Raw genomic sequence first — 18,894 nt, 5'->3', positions numbered from 1 at the left:
CGTATAAATTGTAAATTATTTGTACTAGCATAATCCCAGATTAAATGTGATGCCTCCGGCGTCTCTACTGGGCGTCATCGGCTATTTGGGTAGAGTGGTAATGAGTAAACAATCCCAACATGTTTTAGTTACATTACCTCATCCTCTACTGCGCCTGGCCAGTTTAGGTCTGGTGGCGTTCATCTTTACGCTGTTCTCGCTCGAACTATCACGTTTCGGCGCACAGCTGGCACCGCTGTGGTTCCCAACCTCAATCATGATGGTGGCCTTTTACCGTCATGCAGGAAAAATGTGGCCGGGGATCGCACTGGCCTGCTCTTTGGGTAACATCGGCGCTTCTTTACTCTTCTTCCCCAGTGAGTCGCTGAATTTCACCTTCACGGCGATTAACATTATTGAGGCTGTCGTTGGCGCAATGCTCTTGCGTAAACTTTTACCCTGGTACAATCCTTTACAAAATCTTAACGACTGGGCGCGCCTGGCATTTGGCAGCGCGGTTGTTCCGCCGCTGCTGGGCGGCATATTAATGTGGATGTTGCTGCCGAAGGAAACTACGTTAAATACCTTTCTCATTTGGGTACTGTCAGAATCCATCGGTGCGCTGGCGCTGGTGCCGCTGGGTTTACTGTTTAAACCACATTATTTGTTGCGCCATCGCAACCCACGTTTACTGTTTGAGACCCTGATTACACTGTTGGTGACCTTAACGCTCAGTTGGCTGTCAATGATGTACATTCCATGGCCGTTTACCTGCGTTATTGTCCTGCTGATGTGGAGCGCCGTGCGTCTGCCGCGAATGGAGGCGTTTTTAATATTCCTCAGCACCGTGATGATGGTTTCGCTGATGTTGGCCGCCGACCCTTCGCTGCTCTACACCCCCAAACTGAACATGTTTACCAGCATTCCCTGGCTGCCGTTTTTAATGATCCTGCTGCCAGCCAATATGATGACCATGGTGATGTACGCATTTCGGGCTGAACGTAAACATATCTCAGAAAGCGAATTACGCTTTCGCAACGCGATGGAATATTCCGCGATTGGCATGGCGCTGGTCGGTACCGAGGGGCAGTGGCTGCAGGCCAATAAAGCCTTGTGCCAGTTTCTGGGCTATAGCCAGGAGGAGCTACGTTCACTCACCTTCCAGCAATTAACCTGGCCGGAAGATTTGAATAATGACCTCGAACAGTTGGACATGCTGGCACGCGGGGAAATCAACAGCTATTCCATGGAAAAACGCTATTACACCCGCGCGGGCGAGGTTGTCTGGGCCTTGCTGGCGGTGTCACTGGTACGTCATAGCGACAATACCCCACTCTACTTTATCGCCCAGGTTGAAGACATTAACGATCTCAAGCATACCGAGTGGATTAATAAACGGCTGATGGAGCGCATTACTCTCGCGAATGAGGCCGGTGGGATCGGCATTTGGGAATGGGAACTGCAGCCTGATGTGATCAGTTGGGATAAGCGTATGTTCGATCTGTATGAAGTTCCCCCACATATCAAACCCAGTTGGCAAGTCTGGTATCAATGCCTCGTGCCTGAAGATCGCGAGCACGCCGAAAATGTGATTCGAGATTCGCTGGCCGCGCGGGTTCCGTTTAAGCTTGAGTTTCGTATCACGGTGAAAGATGGCGTACGGCATATCCGTTCGTTGGCCAACCGGGTGCTGAATAAAGACGGTGAAGTCGAACGCTTGCTTGGCATCAATATGGATATGACCGAAGTGAAGCAGCTTAACGAAGCGTTGTATCAGGAAAAAGAGCGCCTGCACATTACGCTTGATTCCATTGGCGAAGCCGTGATTTGTATTGATGTCGATATGAACGTGACCTTTATGAATCCGGTCGCTGAGAAAATGAGCGGTTGGCAGCAGGAAAGCGCGATCGGCATGCCACTCCTGACGGTACTGCGTATTACCTTCGGTGATAACGGCCCGCTGATGGAAAATATCTACAGTGCCGACATGTCCCGCACCGCAATTGAGCAGGAAGTGGTGCTGCATTGTCGCAATGGCAACAGTTATGACATTCAGTACAGCATCACGCCCCTTAGCACCCTGGATGGCGGCAGCATTGGCTCGGTGCTGGTCATACAGGATGTCACCGAGTCGCGTAAAATGCTGCGCCAGCTTAGCTACAGCGCTTCGCATGACGATCTGACGCAGTTGGCCAATCGAGTCAGCTTTGAAAACCATCTTAAACAGTTGCTGCATACAGTACACGACGCACGCCAACATCATGTGCTGGTTTTTATCGATCTCGATCGTTTTAAAGCAGTGAACGACAGCGCAGGTCATGCCGCGGGCGATGCCTTGCTTCGCGAACTCTCTTCACTGATGCTGAGCATGCTGCGATCCAGCGATATGCTGGCGCGCCTTGGCGGCGACGAGTTTGGTCTGTTGCTGCCAGATTGCAATATCGAAAGCGCCCGCTTTATCTCAGGCCGCATCATTAGCGCCATTAACGATTACCACTTCATGTGGGAAGGCCGCTTGCACCGCATTGGCGCCAGTGCGGGGATTACATTGATTGATGAGAAAAACCATGTTGCGACCGAGGTTATGTCTCAGGCGGATATCGCCTGCTACGCGGCGAAAAACAGCGGGCGCGGACGAGTCTGCGTCTATGAACCCCAGCAAAGTCAGGCCCATGCCACGCGTAGCCAACTGTCATTGGATGAACAAAGACACTCCATCACCCATAACCCCATGCTGATGATCGCCAGGGGCGTGGCCTCCCCGCGTATACCAGAGACGTTTAGCTTCTGGCTTGTTTCATTACGTTTAGGCACCGAGGAAGGCGAACTGATTGAAGAGCATTCTTTCCGTACCGGACTGGTCGATCCCGCATTGAATCAAGCCCTCGACCGCCGGGTATTCCGCGAATTCTTCCAGAACGCTGCTCCGGCAGTCGCCAGCAAGGGGCTCAGTATTGCCCTGCCCCTTTCCGCCGCAGGTTTGCTCAATTCAGAACTTGTTGATGAGCTACTGGAACAATTGCAACGCAGCCCGCTACCGCCACGGTTGTTGCACCTGACCGTTCCAGCCATCGTCATCAAAACAAATCCTACGTTGGCAGTATCCGTCCTGCATCGGCTACGTCAGTTCGGCTGTCGAATTGTGTTAAGTCAGGTTGGCCGTGATTTAGAGCTTTTTGACAATCTGAAATATCACATGGTTGATTACCTGTTGCTCGACAGCGAGCTAAGCGCCAGCGCCCACGGTGACCTGATTGACGAAATGTGGGTGTCCATTATCCAGGGCCATGCCCAGCGCCTCGACATTAAAACCATCGCTGGCCCGGTGCAACTACCGCTTATCATGGATACGCTCTCTGGCATCGGTATCGATATGATTTATGGTGACATTATTGCCGACGCCCAACCTATAGATCTGCTACTGAATACCAGTAATTTCGCTATCAACTGACGGCTGCCAGCCATCTGTATACCAGATATGCAAGAGCGCGTAGGAGCGCCAGGGTATCCAGCGCTCTGCATACCGTCGGATCTGGGCTGGCGTCATACCAGGAAATCGCTGTTTAATCAGATAATCATCCGGCAGAAATACATCCTTCGCCTGCCAACCACGCAGCGCGAAATAATTGGCGGTCCAGCGCCCTATCCCGGGAAACGTTTGTAGTTGCTTAACGCCTTGCTCAATATCGTCAGGCGCGGCTGTCAGCAGCGTTCCTTCAAGCGTTGCGCGAGCCAGGTAAATCAACGCTTCAGCGCGTTTGAGTGGCATACCTAACGCTTTAAGATGCAATGGTTCAGCTTTAGCTAACGCTTCAGGCGTAGGAAAACAAACGTACCCGGGAGCATCCTCCAGCATATCCCCATAAGCAAGCGCGACTTTCGCCGTCAGTTTTGCCGCCATCGCCACGCTGACTAACTGCCCTAAAATCGCCCGTACGCCTTGCTCAAAAACATCGACACATCCCGGCAGACGCAGTCCCGGACGCGCCGCACCGAGACTTCCTAGCGCGCTGGTGATTTGTTGTGGACAGCAGTTCAGATCGAACAGGCGCGTTATTTTTTCCAGGCACACGGAGGAGACCGGCTGTAATCCCTGGCTCAACGTCACCTGTAGCGCGTTGGCCTGCAGATCCGCGACGACGCGTACCAGACCACAATGCCCTTCAACGGAGAGGCTTCTGACATAACTCAGTTCACCTACAGTTTCGACACCTTCAACCGCACGGGCGGCAAGAAACCCCAGCATCCAGGGCCAGTCATAAGGCGGTTGCCAGCTCAGCGTGAACATTCAGTTTTCCTTTTTACGCAAACCTACAGCATAAACGGTATTCAACCGATACGCCTTGCTTTCATATTCCAGTTGTCGGGGCGTCAACATTTCGTTAAAGTCACGCCCCTTCTTCACTGGCATGGGGATTTTTACGGTGTTTATTGGTTTTGACTACGGTACGGCAAACTGTTCAGTGGCCGTTATGCGTGACGGGCAGCCACACCTGCTCAAAATGGAAAATAACAGCACGCTGCTGCCTTCAATGCTGTGCGCGCCAACGCGTGAAGCAGTCAGCGAGTGGTTGTATCGTCATCACGACGTCCCAACAACGGACGATGAAACGCAGGCGCTGCTTCGCCGGGCAATGCGCTTTAACCGCGAAGAAGACATCGACGTTAACGTCAACAGCGTGCAGTTCGGTCTGTCGTCGCTGGGTCAGTATATTGCAGACCCGGAAGAGGTGTACTTTGTTAAATCACCAAAATCATTTTTGGGTGCCAACGGTCTGAAGCCGCAGCAGGTTGCGCTGTTTGAGGATCTGGTCTGCGCGATGATGCTGCACATACGCAACCAGGCGCAAAATCAGTTGCCGGAAGCGATCACCCAGGCCGTTATTGGTCGCCCCATCAACTTCCAGGGGTTAGGTGGCGATGATGCCAACGCTCAGGCGCAAGGAATTCTTGAACGTGCGGCCAAACGCGCCGGTTTTCAGGATGTCGTCTTCCAGTACGAGCCGGTCGCGGCTGGGCTGGATTTCGAAGCCACGCTACTGGAAGAAAAACGTGTGTTAGTGGTGGATATTGGCGGGGGTACGACCGACTGTTCACTGCTGCTGATGGGGCCGCAATGGCATCAGCGCGCCGATCGCGAAAATAGCCTGCTGGGACACAGTGGCTGTCGCGTAGGCGGGAACGATCTGGACATCGCGCTGGCGTTTAAACACCTGATGCCGCTGCTCGGCATGGGGGGAGAAACGGAAAAAGGTATCGCCTTACCTATTCTTCCCTGGTGGAATGCGGTCGCGATCAACGATGTTCCCGCGCAAAGTGATTTCTACAGTAGCGCCAACGGTCGCTTGCTCAACGATCTTGTCCGCGACGCGAGAGAAGCCGATAAAGTCGCACTGTTGCTTAAAGTCTGGCGCGAGCGTCTGAGCTACCGCCTGGTGCGCAGCGCAGAAGAGAGCAAAATTGCGCTTTCCGACCAGACTATCGTTACAGCGGCGATCCCGTTTATCAGCGACACGCTGGCAACCGATATCAGTCAGCACGGTCTGGAAACTGCACTTAATCAACCCCTGGCGCGTATTCTGGAGCAGGTGCAACTGGCGCTGGAAAACGCACAGGAAAAACCGGACGTGATTTACCTGACCGGCGGCAGCGCGCGTTCGCCGTTGATCAAAAAGGCTCTCACCGAGCAGCTTCCTGGGATCCCTATCGCGGGCGGCGATGATTTCGGCTCCGTCACCGCCGGACTGGCCCGCTGGGCTGACGTTGTTTTCCGCTAAGCGGCTCGCAGGCTTAAAGGTACGCGTATTGACGTCATCGTTACTGTGTCTTATTTTCAGGAGTGAGGGTTAGGGAGGGTTTCCCCTCCCCCTGGTTTCTTAGTAAGCCGCGAAGCTAATGACGAAGAGTATCACCAGTATGATGACCTGCTTCATCATAACCCTTTCCTTATTTTGGTCCCTTCCTCGGGAGGGGCTTTCCCGTTACAGCGTCCCGCTGAAATCTCTGGCTTACCTCCTTTTGCCTTGGCTGCACTCTAACGCACAATGACGCATTCGCTATTTTCACCGCAGATTGTTGCGTAACGCCTCGCAAAGCCGCGTCGGCATTCAGACGAATCCAGACAGTGTTTCATAATTCCTCCATCTTTCACCCTTGTTCACTGGCTAAACTAGTATCATTCCGCGAATCGTTTCAGGATGAGAAACTCATAAGAATGAAAGGCAGTAATAAATCCCGCTGGGTGATAGCAATCGCGATCGTCGTGGCTTCCATCGCCGCAATCTGGTTCTGGCAAAGCCGCAGCGCTTCCCGGGAAACCGCACCGGGCGCGACCAAACCAGCGCAGCAAACGCCAGGGTCAGGACGGCGTGGAATGCGTTCCGGACCGTTAGCTCCCGTTCAGGCTGCCACCGCCACCGAGGAAGCCGTTCCGCGTTACCTGACAGGGCTGGGAACCATTACTGCCGCCAATACCGCCACGGTACGTAGCCGGGTGGACGGACAGCTCATCGCCTTACATTTCGAAGAAGGGCAGCAGGTAAAAGCTGGCGATCTGCTGGCTGAGATAGACCCCAGTCAGTTCAAAGTCGCTCTGGCTCAGGCGCAGGGGCAACTGGCAAAAGATAAAGCCACGCTGGCGAATGCCCGTCGCGATCTTGCCCGCTATCAACAGTTGGTTAAAACCAATCTGGTCTCCCGCCAGGAGCTGGACGCCCAGCAGGCGCTGGTCAATGAGACGTTAGGGACGATTAAAGCGGATGAGGCCAGCGTCGCCAGCGCCCAACTGCAGCTCGACTGGAGCCGGATAACCGCCCCTGTCGATGGTCGCGTCGGTCTGAAACAGGTCGATGTGGGTAACCAAATATCCAGCGGCGATACCACCGGGATTGTCGTCATTACGCAAACGCATCCCATCGACCTGATATTCACCTTGCCTGAAAACGACATCGCCACCGTGTTGCGGGCACAAAAATCGGGGGAGCCGCTCAAAGTCGAAGCCTGGGACCGAACCAATTCACAAAAACTGAGTGAAGGCGTCCTGCTCAGTCTCGACAATCAGATTGATGCCACTACAGGAACCATCAAAGTTAAAGCCCGTTTTAACAATCAGGATGATGCGTTATTCCCTAACCAGTTCGTCAACGCCCGCATGCTGGTCGACACGCAGCAAAATGCCGTGGTGATCCCAACAGCCGCCCTGCAGATGGGCAACGAAGGCCACTTTGTCTGGGTGCTGAACAGCGATAATAAAGTGAGCAAACATCTGGTTAAACCGGGTATTCAGGATAGCCAAAAAGTGGTAATCGCCGCGGGGTTGTCCGCAGGTGATCGGGTCGTAACTGACGGTATTGACCGCCTTACGGAAGGCGCAAAAGTCGAAGTCGTTGAGGCGCATGACGCCTTAGCGACGGACGAGAAAACTGCGCCACGCGGATACGGCAAAAAAGGAGCCGATTCCTGATGCAGGCGTTACCTCCGGACAATACAGGCGGACCATCGCGCCTGTTCATTCTGCGCCCCGTCGCCACCACGTTGCTGATGGTCGCGATTTTACTGGCCGGTATTATCGGTTATCGCTTCCTGCCGATCGCCGCCTTGCCGGAAGTTGATTACCCAACAATTCAGGTCGTTACGCTCTACCCCGGCGCCAGCCCGGACGTCATGACCTCGGCGGTCACCGCACCGCTTGAACGTCAGTTCGGACAGATGTCTGGCTTGAAGCAGATGTCCTCGCAAAGCTCCGGCGGCGCATCGGTCGTCACGTTGCAGTTTCAACTGACGCTCCCGTTAGATGTTGCCGAGCAGGAAGTTCAGGCTGCGATTAACGCCGCCACTAATTTACTGCCGAACGACCTGCCCAACCCACCGGTTTACAGCAAGGTAAACCCGGCAGATCCACCAATCATGACGCTGGCGGTCACTTCCAGCGCCATGCCGATGACGCAGGTGGAAGATATGGTCGAAACCCGCGTCGCGCAGAAAATCTCTCAGGTTTCCGGCGTTGGTCTGGTAACCCTTTCCGGTGGACAACGTCCGGCGGTCCGCGTGAAGCTTAACGCTCAGGCCATTGCCGCCCTCGGTCTGACCAGCGAAACTATCCGTACGGCCATCACCGGAGCCAACGTTAATTCAGCGAAAGGGAGTCTTGATGGCCCAACGCGTGCCGTCACGCTTTCAGCCAATGACCAGATGCAGTCCGCGGACGAATATCGTCAACTGATTGTGGCCTATAAAAATGGCGCGCCGGTGCGCCTGGGCGATGTCGCTACCGTCGAACAAGGGGCAGAAAATAGCTGGCTGGGCGCGTGGGCCAATAAGCAACAAGCGATTGTGATGAATGTGCAGCGCCAACCTGGGGCGAACATCATCTCCACGGCAGACAGTATCCGTCAAATGTTGCCGCAGCTCACCGAAAGTCTGCCCAAATCAGTCAATGTCAGCGTGCTTTCAGATCGTACAACCAATATTCGTGCCTCTGTTGCAGACACCCAGTTTGAGCTGATGCTGGCAATAGCACTGGTGGTGATGATTATCTACCTGTTTCTGCGCAATATTCCGGCGACGATTATTCCCGCCGTCGCCGTACCGCTATCGCTAGTCGGCACTTTCGCGGTGATGGTATTTCTTGATTTCTCCATCAACAACCTGACTTTAATGGCGCTCACCATCGCAACGGGCTTTGTGGTGGATGACGCTATCGTGGTTATTGAGAATATTTCACGCTACCTTGAAAAAGGCGAGAAACCGCTGACTGCCGCCCTGAAAGGTGCAGGCGAGATTGGTTTTACCATCATCTCGCTAACATTTTCGCTGATCGCCGTCCTGATTCCACTGTTGTTTATGGGTGATATCGTTGGCCGATTATTCCGTGAATTTGCCGTTACGCTGGCCGTGGCAATTCTGATTTCCGCCGTCGTCTCACTTACCCTCACGCCGATGATGTGCGCGCGTATGCTTAGTCAAGCCTCGTTGCGCAAGCAAAACCGCTTCTCCCGCGCCTCGGAGCGCATGTTCGATCGCGTCATTGCCGGGTACGGCCACTGGCTGGCAAAAGTACTAAACCACCCTTGGCTGACGCTGAGCGTGGCACTCGGCACGCTGGCACTGAGCGTCATGCTATGGGTTTTCATCCCAAAAGGTTTCTTCCCGATCCAGGACAACGGTATTATCCAGGGTACGCTACAGGCACCGCAGTCCAGTTCGTTTGCCAGCATGGCCCAGCGCCAGCAACAGGTTTCAGATGTCATCCTTAAAGATCCGGCGGTAGAGAGCCTGACCGCGTTTGTTGGCGTGGATGGTACGAATCCGGCATTAAACAGCGCGCGTTTGCAAATCAACCTTAAACCGCTGGATGAACGTGACGATCGCGTACAGAAAGTGATCGCCCGGTTACAGGACGCGGTTGACAGAGTCCCCGGCGTTGACCTCTACCTTCAGCCGACCCAGGACCTGACGATTGATACTCAGGTTAGCCGGACGCAATATCAGTTTACGCTGCAAGCAACTTCCCTGGATGCCCTCAGCACCTGGGTTCCACAACTGTTAGCAAAACTACAGCAGCTACCGCAACTGTCCGACGTCAGCAGCGACTGGCAGGATAAAGGACTGGTGGCGTATGTGAATGTCAATCGCGACAGCGCCAGCCGTTTAGGCATTAGCATGGCGGATGTCGATAATGCCCTGTATAACGCCTTCGGCCAGCGACTGATTTCAACCATTTACACCCAGGCCAACCAGTATCGCGTCGTGTTAGAACATGACACCAATAATACGCCAGGCATTGCCGCGCTGGACACTATCCGTCTGACCAGTAGTGACGGCGGCATGGTACCGCTCAGCGCGATCGCCAGCATTGAACAGCGTTTCGCCCCTCTGTCGATTAACCACCTCGATCAGTTCCCGGTCACCACCATCTCATTCAACGTGCCGGAAGATCATTCGCTGGGCGATGCGGTACAGGCAATTCTGGATGCAGAAAAAACGCTTAACCTGCCCGCGAATATTACCACCCAGTTCCAGGGCAGTACCCTCGCCTTCCAGGCCGCGTTGGGCAACACTATCTGGTTGATTGTGGCCGCGGTTGTGGCGATGTATATCGTGCTCGGCGTGTTGTACGAGAGCTTTATTCACCCGATTACCATTCTCTCCACGCTGCCTACAGCGGGTGTCGGAGCACTGCTGGCGTTAATGATTGCAGGCAGCGAACTGGACGTCATCGCGATCATCGGCATTATTTTGTTGATCGGTATCGTCAAGAAAAACGCCATCATGATGATCGACTTTGCCCTTGCTGCGGAGCGCGAACAGGGTATGGCGCCGCGCGATGCCATTTTCCAGGCGTGTTTACTGCGTTTTCGTCCAATCCTGATGACGACGCTGGCAGCGCTGCTCGGCGCGTTGCCGCTGATGTTAAGTACCGGTGTGGGCGCAGAGTTACGCCGCCCATTAGGGATTGGCATGGTTGGCGGGCTGCTGGTAAGTCAGGTGTTAACCCTGTTTACTACGCCGGTGATTTACCTGCTGTTTGACCGCCTGTCGCTGTACGTGAAAAACCGCTTCCCGCGCCAGGAAGAGGAAGCGTAAATGAAATTTTTCGCGCTTTTCATTCATCGTCCGGTGGCGACCATTCTCATTTCGGTGGCTATCACCCTGTGCGGTATTCTGGGTTTTCGACTGCTGCCGGTCGCTCCGCTGCCGCAGGTGGATTTTCCGGTGATAATGGTCAGCGCATCATTACCCGGTGCCTCCCCTGAAACAATGGCCTCCTCGGTCGCGACCCCGCTGGAGCGCTCGCTGGGGCGCATCGCAGGTGTGAACGAAATGACCTCAAGCAGTTCGCTTGGCAGTACGCGCATTATTCTCGAATTCAAATTCGACCGTGACATCAATGGTGCAGCGCGGGACGTTCAGGCCGCGATTAACGCGGCGCAAAGCCTGTTACCCAGCGGGATGCCAAGCCGACCAACGTACCGCAAAGCCAACCCTTCCGATGCGCCAATAATGATCCTGACGCTCACGTCAGACACTTACTCGCAGGGTGAACTGTACGATTTCGCATCGACCCAACTGGCACAAACCATCGCGCAAATCGACGGAGTGGGTGACGTGGACGTCGGCGGGAGTTCTCTGCCTGCCGTACGGGTCGGACTCAACCCGCAAGCGCTGTTTAACCAGGGGGTGTCACTGGACGACGTGCGTAGCGCGATCGACAACGCCAACGTGCGTAAGCCGCAGGGAGCAATCGAGAATGATACCCATCGCTGGCAGGTACAAACTAACGATGAGCTGAAAACCGCCGCCGAATACCAACCGATTATCATCCACTATAACAACGGCGCGGCGGTGCGGCTTGGTGACGTTGCGTCTGTAACCGACTCGGTACAGGACGTTCGTAACGCGGGGATGACCAACGCCAAACCCGCCATCCTGCTGATGATCCGCAAACTGCCGGAAGCCAATATTATTCAGACGGTAGACAGCATTCGCGCCAAATTACCGGAGTTACAAACACTAGTCCCGGCCGCCATCGACCTGCAAATTGCCCAGGACCGTTCGCCGACTATTCGCGCCTCACTGGAGGAAGTCGAACAGACGCTGATTATCTCTGTAGCACTGGTTATCCTGGTGGTCTTTGTTTTCCTGCGTTCCGGGCGCGCGACCCTGATCCCCGCAGTAGCGGTTCCGGTCTCGCTGATTGGTACCTTTGCCGCCATGTATCTGTGCGGATTCAGCCTGAATAACCTGTCGTTGATGGCGCTGACCATTGCGACGGGATTTGTCGTGGATGACGCCATCGTGGTACTGGAAAATATTGCTCGCCATCTGGAAGCGGGCATGAAGCCACTGCAGGCGGCATTACAGGGCACGCGCGAAGTGGGATTCACCGTGCTCTCTATGAGCCTGTCGCTGGTGGCGGTATTCCTGCCACTGCTGTTAATGGGGGGATTGCCTGGGCGCCTGCTGCGCGAATTTGCCGTCACGCTGTCGGTTGCCATCGGTATCTCGCTGCTGGTGTCACTCACATTAACGCCAATGATGTGCGGCTGGATGCTCAAATCCAGCGCCCCGCGTGAACAGTCGCGTAAACGGGGATTTGGTCGTGTGTTGGTAGCACTGCAGCAGAGTTACGGCACTTCGCTTAAATGGGTGTTGCGCCACACGCGAATGGTGGGTGTGGTGTTGCTCGGCACTATTGCGCTGAATATCTGGCTTTATATTTCCATTCCCAAAACCTTCTTCCCGGAGCAGGATACGGGCGTATTGATGGGAGGGATCCAGGCCGACCAGAGCATCTCTTTCCAGGCTATGCGCGGCAAACTGCAGGACTTTATGAAGATCATCCGCGACGACCCAGCAGTAAATAACGTCACTGGTTTTACAGGAGGTTCCCGGGTTAACAGTGGGATGATGTTTATTACCCTCAAGCCGCGCGATGAACGCCGCGAAACCGCTCAGCAGGTGATCGACCGCCTACGAGTGAAGTTGGCAAAAGAGCCGGGCGCGAATCTGTTTTTGATGGCAGTCCAGGATATTCGCGTCGGTGGACGCCAGGCCAACGCCAGCTATCAATACACATTGCTGTCCGACGATCTCGCAGCGCTTCGTGAGTGGGAACCGAAAATCCGTAAGGCGCTTGCCGCCCTGCCCCAACTGGCGGACGTCAATTCCGATCAGCAGGATAATGGTGCGGAGATGAACCTTTCCTACGATCGTGACACCATGTCGCGTCTGGGGATCGACGTCGCAGCCGCTAACAGCCTGTTGAACAACGCGTTTGGCCAACGGCAAATTTCGACTATTTATCAGCCGATGAACCAGTACAAAGTGGTGATGGAGGTCGATCGACGTTACACCCAGGACATTAGCGCGCTGGACAAAATGTTCGTCATCAACAATGACGGTAAGGCGATCCCGTTATCGTACTTTGCCAAATGGCAACCGGCGAATGCCCCGCTGTCGGTTAACCATCAGGGCTTATCTGCCGCCTCAACCGTGTCGTTTAACCTGCCGACAGGCTCTTCTTTATCTGAGGCGACAGAGGCCATCAACAGAACAATGACCCAACTCGGCGTTCCCTCCACGGTGCGCGGCAGCTTTGCCGGTACAGCACAAGTATTTCAGGACACCATGAAGTCACAGGTGATCCTGATCATCGCCGCTATCGCCACGGTCTACATCGTGCTGGGCATGTTGTATGAAAGCTATGTTCACCCTCTGACCATTCTCTCCACGCTACCTTCCGCTGGCGTTGGGGCTTTGCTGGCGCTGGAGCTGTTCAATGCCCCGTTCAGCCTAATCGCCCTGATAGGGATCATGCTATTAATTGGCATTGTGAAGAAAAACGCCATCATGATGGTCGATTTTGCGCTGGAAGCACAGAGAAACGGCAAGCTGCAGCCGGAGGAAGCCATTTTCCAGGCCTGCCTGTTGCGCTTTCGCCCAATCATGATGACCACGCTGGCAGCGTTGTTTGGCGCGCTGCCGCTGGTGTTATCCGCAGGAGATGGCTCTGAACTGCGCCAGCCGTTGGGGATAACCATAGTCGGCGGTCTGGTCGTGAGCCAACTCCTGACGCTGTATACCACGCCCGTGGTGTATCTCTTTTTCGACCGTCTGCGTCTGCGTTTTTCGCGTAAAAACAGCAAATCGGTAGCAGAGTTATGACAGAACTTCCCGACAGCACCCGCTGGCAGCTTTGGATTGTGGCATTCGGCTTTTTTATGCAATCGCTGGATACCACCATCGTTAATACCGCGCTTCCCTCGATGGCGGCAAGCCTCGGGGAAAGCCCGTTACATATGCATATGGTCATTGTGTCATATGTATTAACCGTTGCCGTCATGTTGCCCGCCAGCGGATGGCTGGCAGACAAAGTCGGCGTGCGTAATATCTTCTTCAGCGCCATCATTCTGTTTACACTTGGTTCGCTGTTTTGCGCCTGGTCGAGCACGCTCAACGAGCTGGTGATGGCACGCGTCTTACAAGGCGTTGGCGGTGCGATGATGGTGCCGGTCGGCAGGCTAACGGTGATGAAAATCGTCCCGCGCGAGCAATATATGGCGGCAATGACGTTTGTCACACTGCCCGGTCAGATTGGTCCATTACTGGGACCGGCATTAGGCGGTATTCTGGTTGAGTACGCCTCCTGGCACTGGATATTTTTGATTAACATTCCGGTAGGTATTGTCGGCGCGATAGCAACGTTGATGCTGATGCCCAACTACACCATGCAAACCCGACGCTTCGACCTCTCCGGATTCGCGATGCTGGCGGTCGGTATGGCAGTTCTGACGCTGGCGCTCGATGGTAGCAAAGGAACCGGCCTCTCCGGTATCACGCTGGCGGCGCTGGTTATCTGTGGGGTGTTGGCAATTACGCTGTATCTGAAACACGCTCATCGAAATCCCCGCGCGCTATTCAGCTTAAATTTGTTTCGCACATCGACCTTCTCACTAGGTCTGTTTGGTAGTTTTGCCGGACGCATCGGCAGCGGTATGCTGCCGTTTATGACGCCGGTGTTTTTACAGATTGGCCTCGGTTTTTCACCGTTTCATGCCGGGTTAATGATGATCCCGATGGTGCTGGGCAGTATGGGCATGAAGCGCATTGTGGTGCAGGTCGTTAACCGGTTTGGCTACCGTCGCGTACTGGTCGCTACTACGCTTGGCCTGTCGCTGGTCTGTGTGCTGTTGATGACCACCGCGCTACTCGGCTGGTATTACGCCCTGCCCTTCGTGCTGTTCTTACAGGGAATGGTCAACTCAACGCGCTTTTCATCCATGAACACCCTGACGCTAAAAGATCTGCCTGACGATCTCGCCAGCAGCGGCAACAGCCTGCTGTCGATGATCATGCAGCTGTCGATGAGTATCGGGGTAACTATCGCGGGTCTGCTGTTAGGCATGTTTGGCCAGCAACATATCACCGTTGACAGCAATAGTACGCATAACGTCTTTATGTATACCTGGCTGTGCATTGCACTCATTATTGCGCTGCCCGCTATCATTTTTTCCCGCGTGCCGAATGACACGCAAACCAACGCGGTGATTTCACGGCGCAAAAGGAGCACCTGATGAAGTTCTGGCGGCCCGGTATCACCGGCAAACTGTTTCTGGCGATTTTCGCCACCTGCATTGTGTTGCTGATCAGCATGCACTGGGCCGTACGCATAAGCTTCGAACGCGGTTTTATCGATTATATTAAGAACGGTAACGAACAGCGGCTGCAAATGCTCAGCGATGCGCTCGGCGAACAGTATGAGCAACATGGCAACTGGCGATTCTTGCGCAATAACGATCGGTTTGTTTTTCAGATCCTGCGTTCTTTTGAACACGACAATGACGATGATAAACCGGGTCCAGCCATGCCGCCACACGGCTGGCGTACGCAGTTTTGGGTTGTCGATCAAAATGCCCGCGTGCTGGTCGGCCCGCGGGCCCCGGTCCCCCGTGACGGTATGCGCCATCCCATCCGCGTTAACGGTAGCGAAGTGGGTGCCGTGATTGCCTCACCGGTGGAGCGCTTAACGCGTAATACGGATATCAATTTCGACAAGCAGCAAAGACGTTCCAGTTGGCTTATCGTCGCGCTCTCCACGATCCTGGCGGCGCTGGCAACGTTTACGCTGGCGCGCAGCCTGCTGGCACCGGTCAAACGGCTGGTGGAAGGCACACACAAACTGGCGGCTGGCGATTTCACCACTCGCGTTGCGCCGACCAGTACGGATGAGCTAGGTAAACTGGCGCTGGACTTTAACCAGCTCGCCAGTACGCTGGAAAAAAACCAGCAGATGCGCCGTGATTTTATGGCCGATATTTCTCACGAACTGCGCACGCCGTTGGCAGTATTGCGCGGTGAACTGGAGGCTATTCAGGATGGCGTACGCCAGTTTACGCCCGAGTCGGTGGCCTCTTTACAGGCTGAAGTCGGTACACTCACCAAGCTGGTTAACGATCTTCATCAGCTCTCCATGTCAGATGAGGGCGCTCTGGCCTATCAGAAAACATCGCTGGATCTTATCCCGTTACTGGAAGTGGCAAGCGGCGCATTTCGTGAACGCTTTGCCAGCCGTGGACTGACGATACAGCTTTCGCTCCCGGACAGTATGGCGGTTTTCGGTGACAGAGATCGTTTGATGCAGTTGTTCAACAATCTGCTGGAAAACAGCCTGCGCTACACCGACAGCGGCGGTGGACTGCACATCAGCGCCGAACAGCGTGAGCGTATGGTTTTATTAACCTTCGCTGATTCCGCTCCTGGCGTCAGTGACGACCAGTTGCAGAGGCTGTTCGAGCGATTTTATCGCACCGAAGGCTCGCGTAACCGCGCCAGCGGAGGTTCCGGACTGGGGCTGGCGATTTGCGTCAATATCGTACAGGCGCATAATGGTCTGATCCGCGCCGCCCATTCGCCTTTTGGCGGGGTTAGCATTACAGTAGAGTTTCCGCTGGAACGCGATTTACAGAGAGATGTATGACTGAGTTACCCATTGATGAAAACACGCCGCGTATTCTGATCGTGGAAGACGAGCCCAAGCTGGGGCAACTACTTATCGACTACCTGCGAGCGGCAGGCTACGCCCCTACGCTTATCAGCCACGGTGATTTGGTTCTGCCTTTTGTGCGGCAGACACCGCCCGATATGATCTTGTTAGATCTGATGCTGCCCGGTACCGACGGTCTGACTCTGTGTCGGGAGATTCGTCGTTTCTCGGAAATCCCCATCATGATGGTAACCGCCAAAATTGAAGAAATAGATCGCCTGTTGGGGCTGGAGATCGGTGCAGATGACTACATTTGCAAACCTTACAGCCCGCGCGAAGTTGTCGCTCGCGTGAAGACGATTCTGCGCCGTTGCAAACCGCAGCGCGAACTGCAACAAATGGATGCAGCCAGCCCGCTGATTGTCGATGAAGGTCGTTTTCAGGCGTCCTGGCGTGGGAAAATGCTCGACTTAACGCCCGCTGAATTCCGCTTACTCAAAACGCTGTCACATGAACCGGGAAAAGTCTTCTCCCGCGAACAGTTACTCAATCATCTCTACGACGATTACCGCGTGGTTACCGATCGCACTATCGACAGCCATATTAAGAACTTGCGACGCAAGCTGGAGTCGCTGGATGCGGAGCAGTCATTTATCCGCGCGGTCTATGGCGTAGGGTATCGTTGGGAAGCCGATGCGTGCCGAATTGTGTAATCAGAGATAGCCCAACCGATGTCAGATAAGGCGGAGCGACCACCAGGTACAATGACTTTACCTGCCCGCCCCTCAGCGCTACAATGCCCGCCCTTAATATGGGGGCACTCCCCTAACCGCCTCACCGAGTGTGGCGAGTCTGACCTGTCATCAGAACGAGAAAATTATGTTTAAACCGGAACTCCTTTCCCCGGCGGGAACGCTGAAAAACATGCGTTACGCTTTCGCCTATGGCGCAGACGCCGTGTATGCGGGCCAACCGCGTTATTCATTGCGCGTACGCAACAACGAATTCAACCACGAAAACCTGCAGCTCGGCATTAATGAAGCCCATGAACTGGGTAAAAAATTCTACGTGGTGGTGAACATTGCCCCCCACAACGCCAAGCTGAAAACCTTCATTCGTGATCTGAAACCGGTGGTGGAAATGGGGCCGGATGCCCTGATCATGTCAGACCCGGGGCTTATCATGCTGGTGCGCGAAAACTTCCCGGAGATGGACATTCACCTTTCAGTACAGGCTAACGCCGTAAACTGGGCAACGGTGAAGTTCTGGAAACAGATGGGGCTGACCCGCGTGATCCTCTCCCGCGAGCTATCGCTGGAAGAAATTGAAGAGATCCGCACCCAGGTGCCGGATATGGAGCTTGAGATCTTCGTGCACGGTGCGCTGTGCATGGCCTACTCCGGCCGTTGCCTGCTCTCTGGCTACATCAATAAGCGTGACCCGAACCAAGGCACCTGTACCAATGCCTGCCGCTGGGAATACAACGTGCAGGAAGGCAAAGAAGACGTGGTGGGCAATATCGTGCATAAATACGAGCCTATCCCGGTACAAAACGTTGAGCCGACGCTGGGGATTGGCGCGCCGACAGACAAAGTATTTATGATCGAAGAAGCCCAGCGTCCGGGTGAGTATATGACCGCGTTTGAAGACGAACACGGTACTTACATCATGAACTCGAAGGATTTGCGAGCTATTGCCCACGTTGAACGACTGACTCAAATGGGCGTGCATTCGCTGAAAATTGAAGGTCGCACCAAGTCCTATTACTACTGCGCGCGCACCGCACAGGTATATCGCAAAGCGATTGATGATGCCGCAGCCGGTAAACCGTTCGACCCGCAACTCCTGGAAACGCTGGAGGGTCTGGCACATCGTGGTTACACCGAAGGCTTCCTGCGCCGCCATACACATGACGACTATCAGAACTATGAATACGGCTTCTCCGTTTCCGAGCGCCAGCAGTTTGTCGGTGAATTCACTGGTGAACGTAAAGGTGAACTGGCGGCAGTACTGGTGAAAAACAAATTCACCGTCGGCGACAGCCTGGAGCTGATGACCCCACAAGGCAACATCAACTTTACTCTCGAGCAGATGGAAAACGCGAAAGGCGAAGCAATGCCGGTTGCACCGGGTGACGGCTACACCGTCTGGATGCCAGTACCGGAGGATATCGATCTGAATTATGCATTGTTGATGCGTAATTTTGCTGGTGAGTCCACACGCAACCCGCATGCTAAGTAGTTAATTACGGTTATTTTTCAGCGTACGGAAGATTCTTAGAAATCGATCACATACCGTTTCGTTCATTAAGGGTATTATCTCCTCCGCTGAAAAACATAACCCATAAATGCTAGCTGTACCAGGAACCACCTCCTTAGCCTGCGTAATCTCCCTTACGCAGGCTTATTTTTTGCCTGCCGTTTAAATTCTCC

At 54.3% G+C, this 18,894-nt stretch carries 11 protein-coding genes; 9 read left to right on the top strand and 2 right to left on the bottom strand.

The annotated features are described in order from the left end of the window. The first annotated feature begins 100 nt into the window (after positions 1 to 100). Entirely contained in the window at positions 101 to 3,430 is a 3,330-nt protein-coding gene (locus tag OGY15_RS09210) for a diguanylate cyclase (protein WP_151219771.1), read from the top strand. Here OGY15_RS09210 and alkA read toward each other — a convergent pair. Then, entirely contained in the window at positions 3,398 to 4,267 is an 870-nt protein-coding gene (gene alkA / locus OGY15_RS09205) for a DNA-3-methyladenine glycosylase 2 (RefSeq protein WP_151224702.1), read from the bottom strand. The two genes, OGY15_RS09210 and alkA, sit on opposite strands and share 33 nt — an antisense overlap. 136 nt (positions 4,268 to 4,403) lie before the next feature. On the opposite strand from alkA, the gene yegD reads away from it, so the two are divergent. Next, entirely contained in the window at positions 4,404 to 5,756 is a 1,353-nt protein-coding gene (gene yegD / locus OGY15_RS09200; protein WP_187258730.1) for a molecular chaperone, read from the top strand. Between the two features lie 99 nt (positions 5,757 to 5,855). On the opposite strand, the gene OGY15_RS09195 is transcribed toward yegD, so the two are convergent. After that, positions 5,856 to 5,915 carry a type I toxin-antitoxin system Ibs family toxin gene (locus OGY15_RS09195; RefSeq protein ID WP_151219965.1) on the bottom strand — a complete coding sequence of 20 codons (60 nt, stop codon included), beginning with the start codon at positions 5,913 to 5,915 and terminating at the stop codon, positions 5,856 to 5,858. A 278-nt stretch (positions 5,916 to 6,193) separates the two neighbouring features. Between OGY15_RS09195 and OGY15_RS09190 the strand changes: the two genes are divergently transcribed. The 7 genes from OGY15_RS09190 to trhP all read left to right on the top strand — a co-directional run bounded on the left by OGY15_RS09190 (position 6,194) and on the right by trhP (position 18,703). After that, positions 6,194 to 7,441 carry an MdtA/MuxA family multidrug efflux RND transporter periplasmic adaptor subunit gene (locus OGY15_RS09190; protein WP_286538957.1) on the top strand — a complete coding sequence of 416 codons (1,248 nt, stop codon included), beginning with the start codon at positions 6,194 to 6,196 and terminating at the stop codon, positions 7,439 to 7,441. Next, positions 7,441 to 10,563 carry an MdtB/MuxB family multidrug efflux RND transporter permease subunit gene (locus tag OGY15_RS09185; RefSeq protein ID WP_210904581.1) on the top strand — a complete coding sequence of 1,041 codons (3,123 nt, stop codon included), beginning with the start codon at positions 7,441 to 7,443 and terminating at the stop codon, positions 10,561 to 10,563. Before OGY15_RS09190 ends, OGY15_RS09185 begins: the two co-directional genes overlap by 1 nt. Beyond that, positions 10,564 to 13,644 (top strand): multidrug efflux RND transporter permease subunit MdtC, encoded by a 3,081-nt coding sequence (gene mdtC / locus OGY15_RS09180; protein ID WP_286538956.1) that lies wholly within the window; start codon positions 10,564 to 10,566, stop codon positions 13,642 to 13,644. Further along, a complete protein-coding gene (locus OGY15_RS09175) occupies positions 13,641 to 15,053 on the top strand; it encodes an MFS transporter (protein ID WP_187253374.1) in 1,413 nt (470 codons plus the stop codon). The genes mdtC and OGY15_RS09175 overlap by 4 nt, the downstream gene beginning before the upstream one ends. Continuing rightward, entirely contained in the window at positions 15,053 to 16,456 is a 1,404-nt protein-coding gene (gene baeS, locus OGY15_RS09170) for an envelope stress sensor histidine kinase BaeS (protein ID WP_187253375.1), read from the top strand. The genes OGY15_RS09175 and baeS overlap by 1 nt, the downstream gene beginning before the upstream one ends. Then, positions 16,453 to 17,175, top strand: coding sequence for an envelope stress response regulator BaeR (gene baeR / locus OGY15_RS09165; protein ID WP_187258726.1), 723 nt, complete (start codon positions 16,453 to 16,455; stop codon positions 17,173 to 17,175). Before baeS ends, baeR begins: the two co-directional genes overlap by 4 nt. A 166-nt stretch (positions 17,176 to 17,341) precedes the next feature. After that, entirely contained in the window at positions 17,342 to 18,703 is a 1,362-nt protein-coding gene (gene trhP, locus OGY15_RS09160) for a prephenate-dependent tRNA uridine(34) hydroxylase TrhP (RefSeq protein ID WP_151219777.1), read from the top strand. Positions 18,704 to 18,894 lie beyond the last annotated feature (191 nt).

Origin of the sequence: Citrobacter sp. Cu231, assembly GCF_030332265.1 — a bacterium.
In the GTDB taxonomy this organism is placed as follows: domain Bacteria; phylum Pseudomonadota; class Gammaproteobacteria; order Enterobacterales; family Enterobacteriaceae; genus Citrobacter; species Citrobacter meridianamericanus.
Note: the sequence above shows the minus strand (reverse complement) of the source record. Positions and strands in the feature narration are given on the sequence as shown.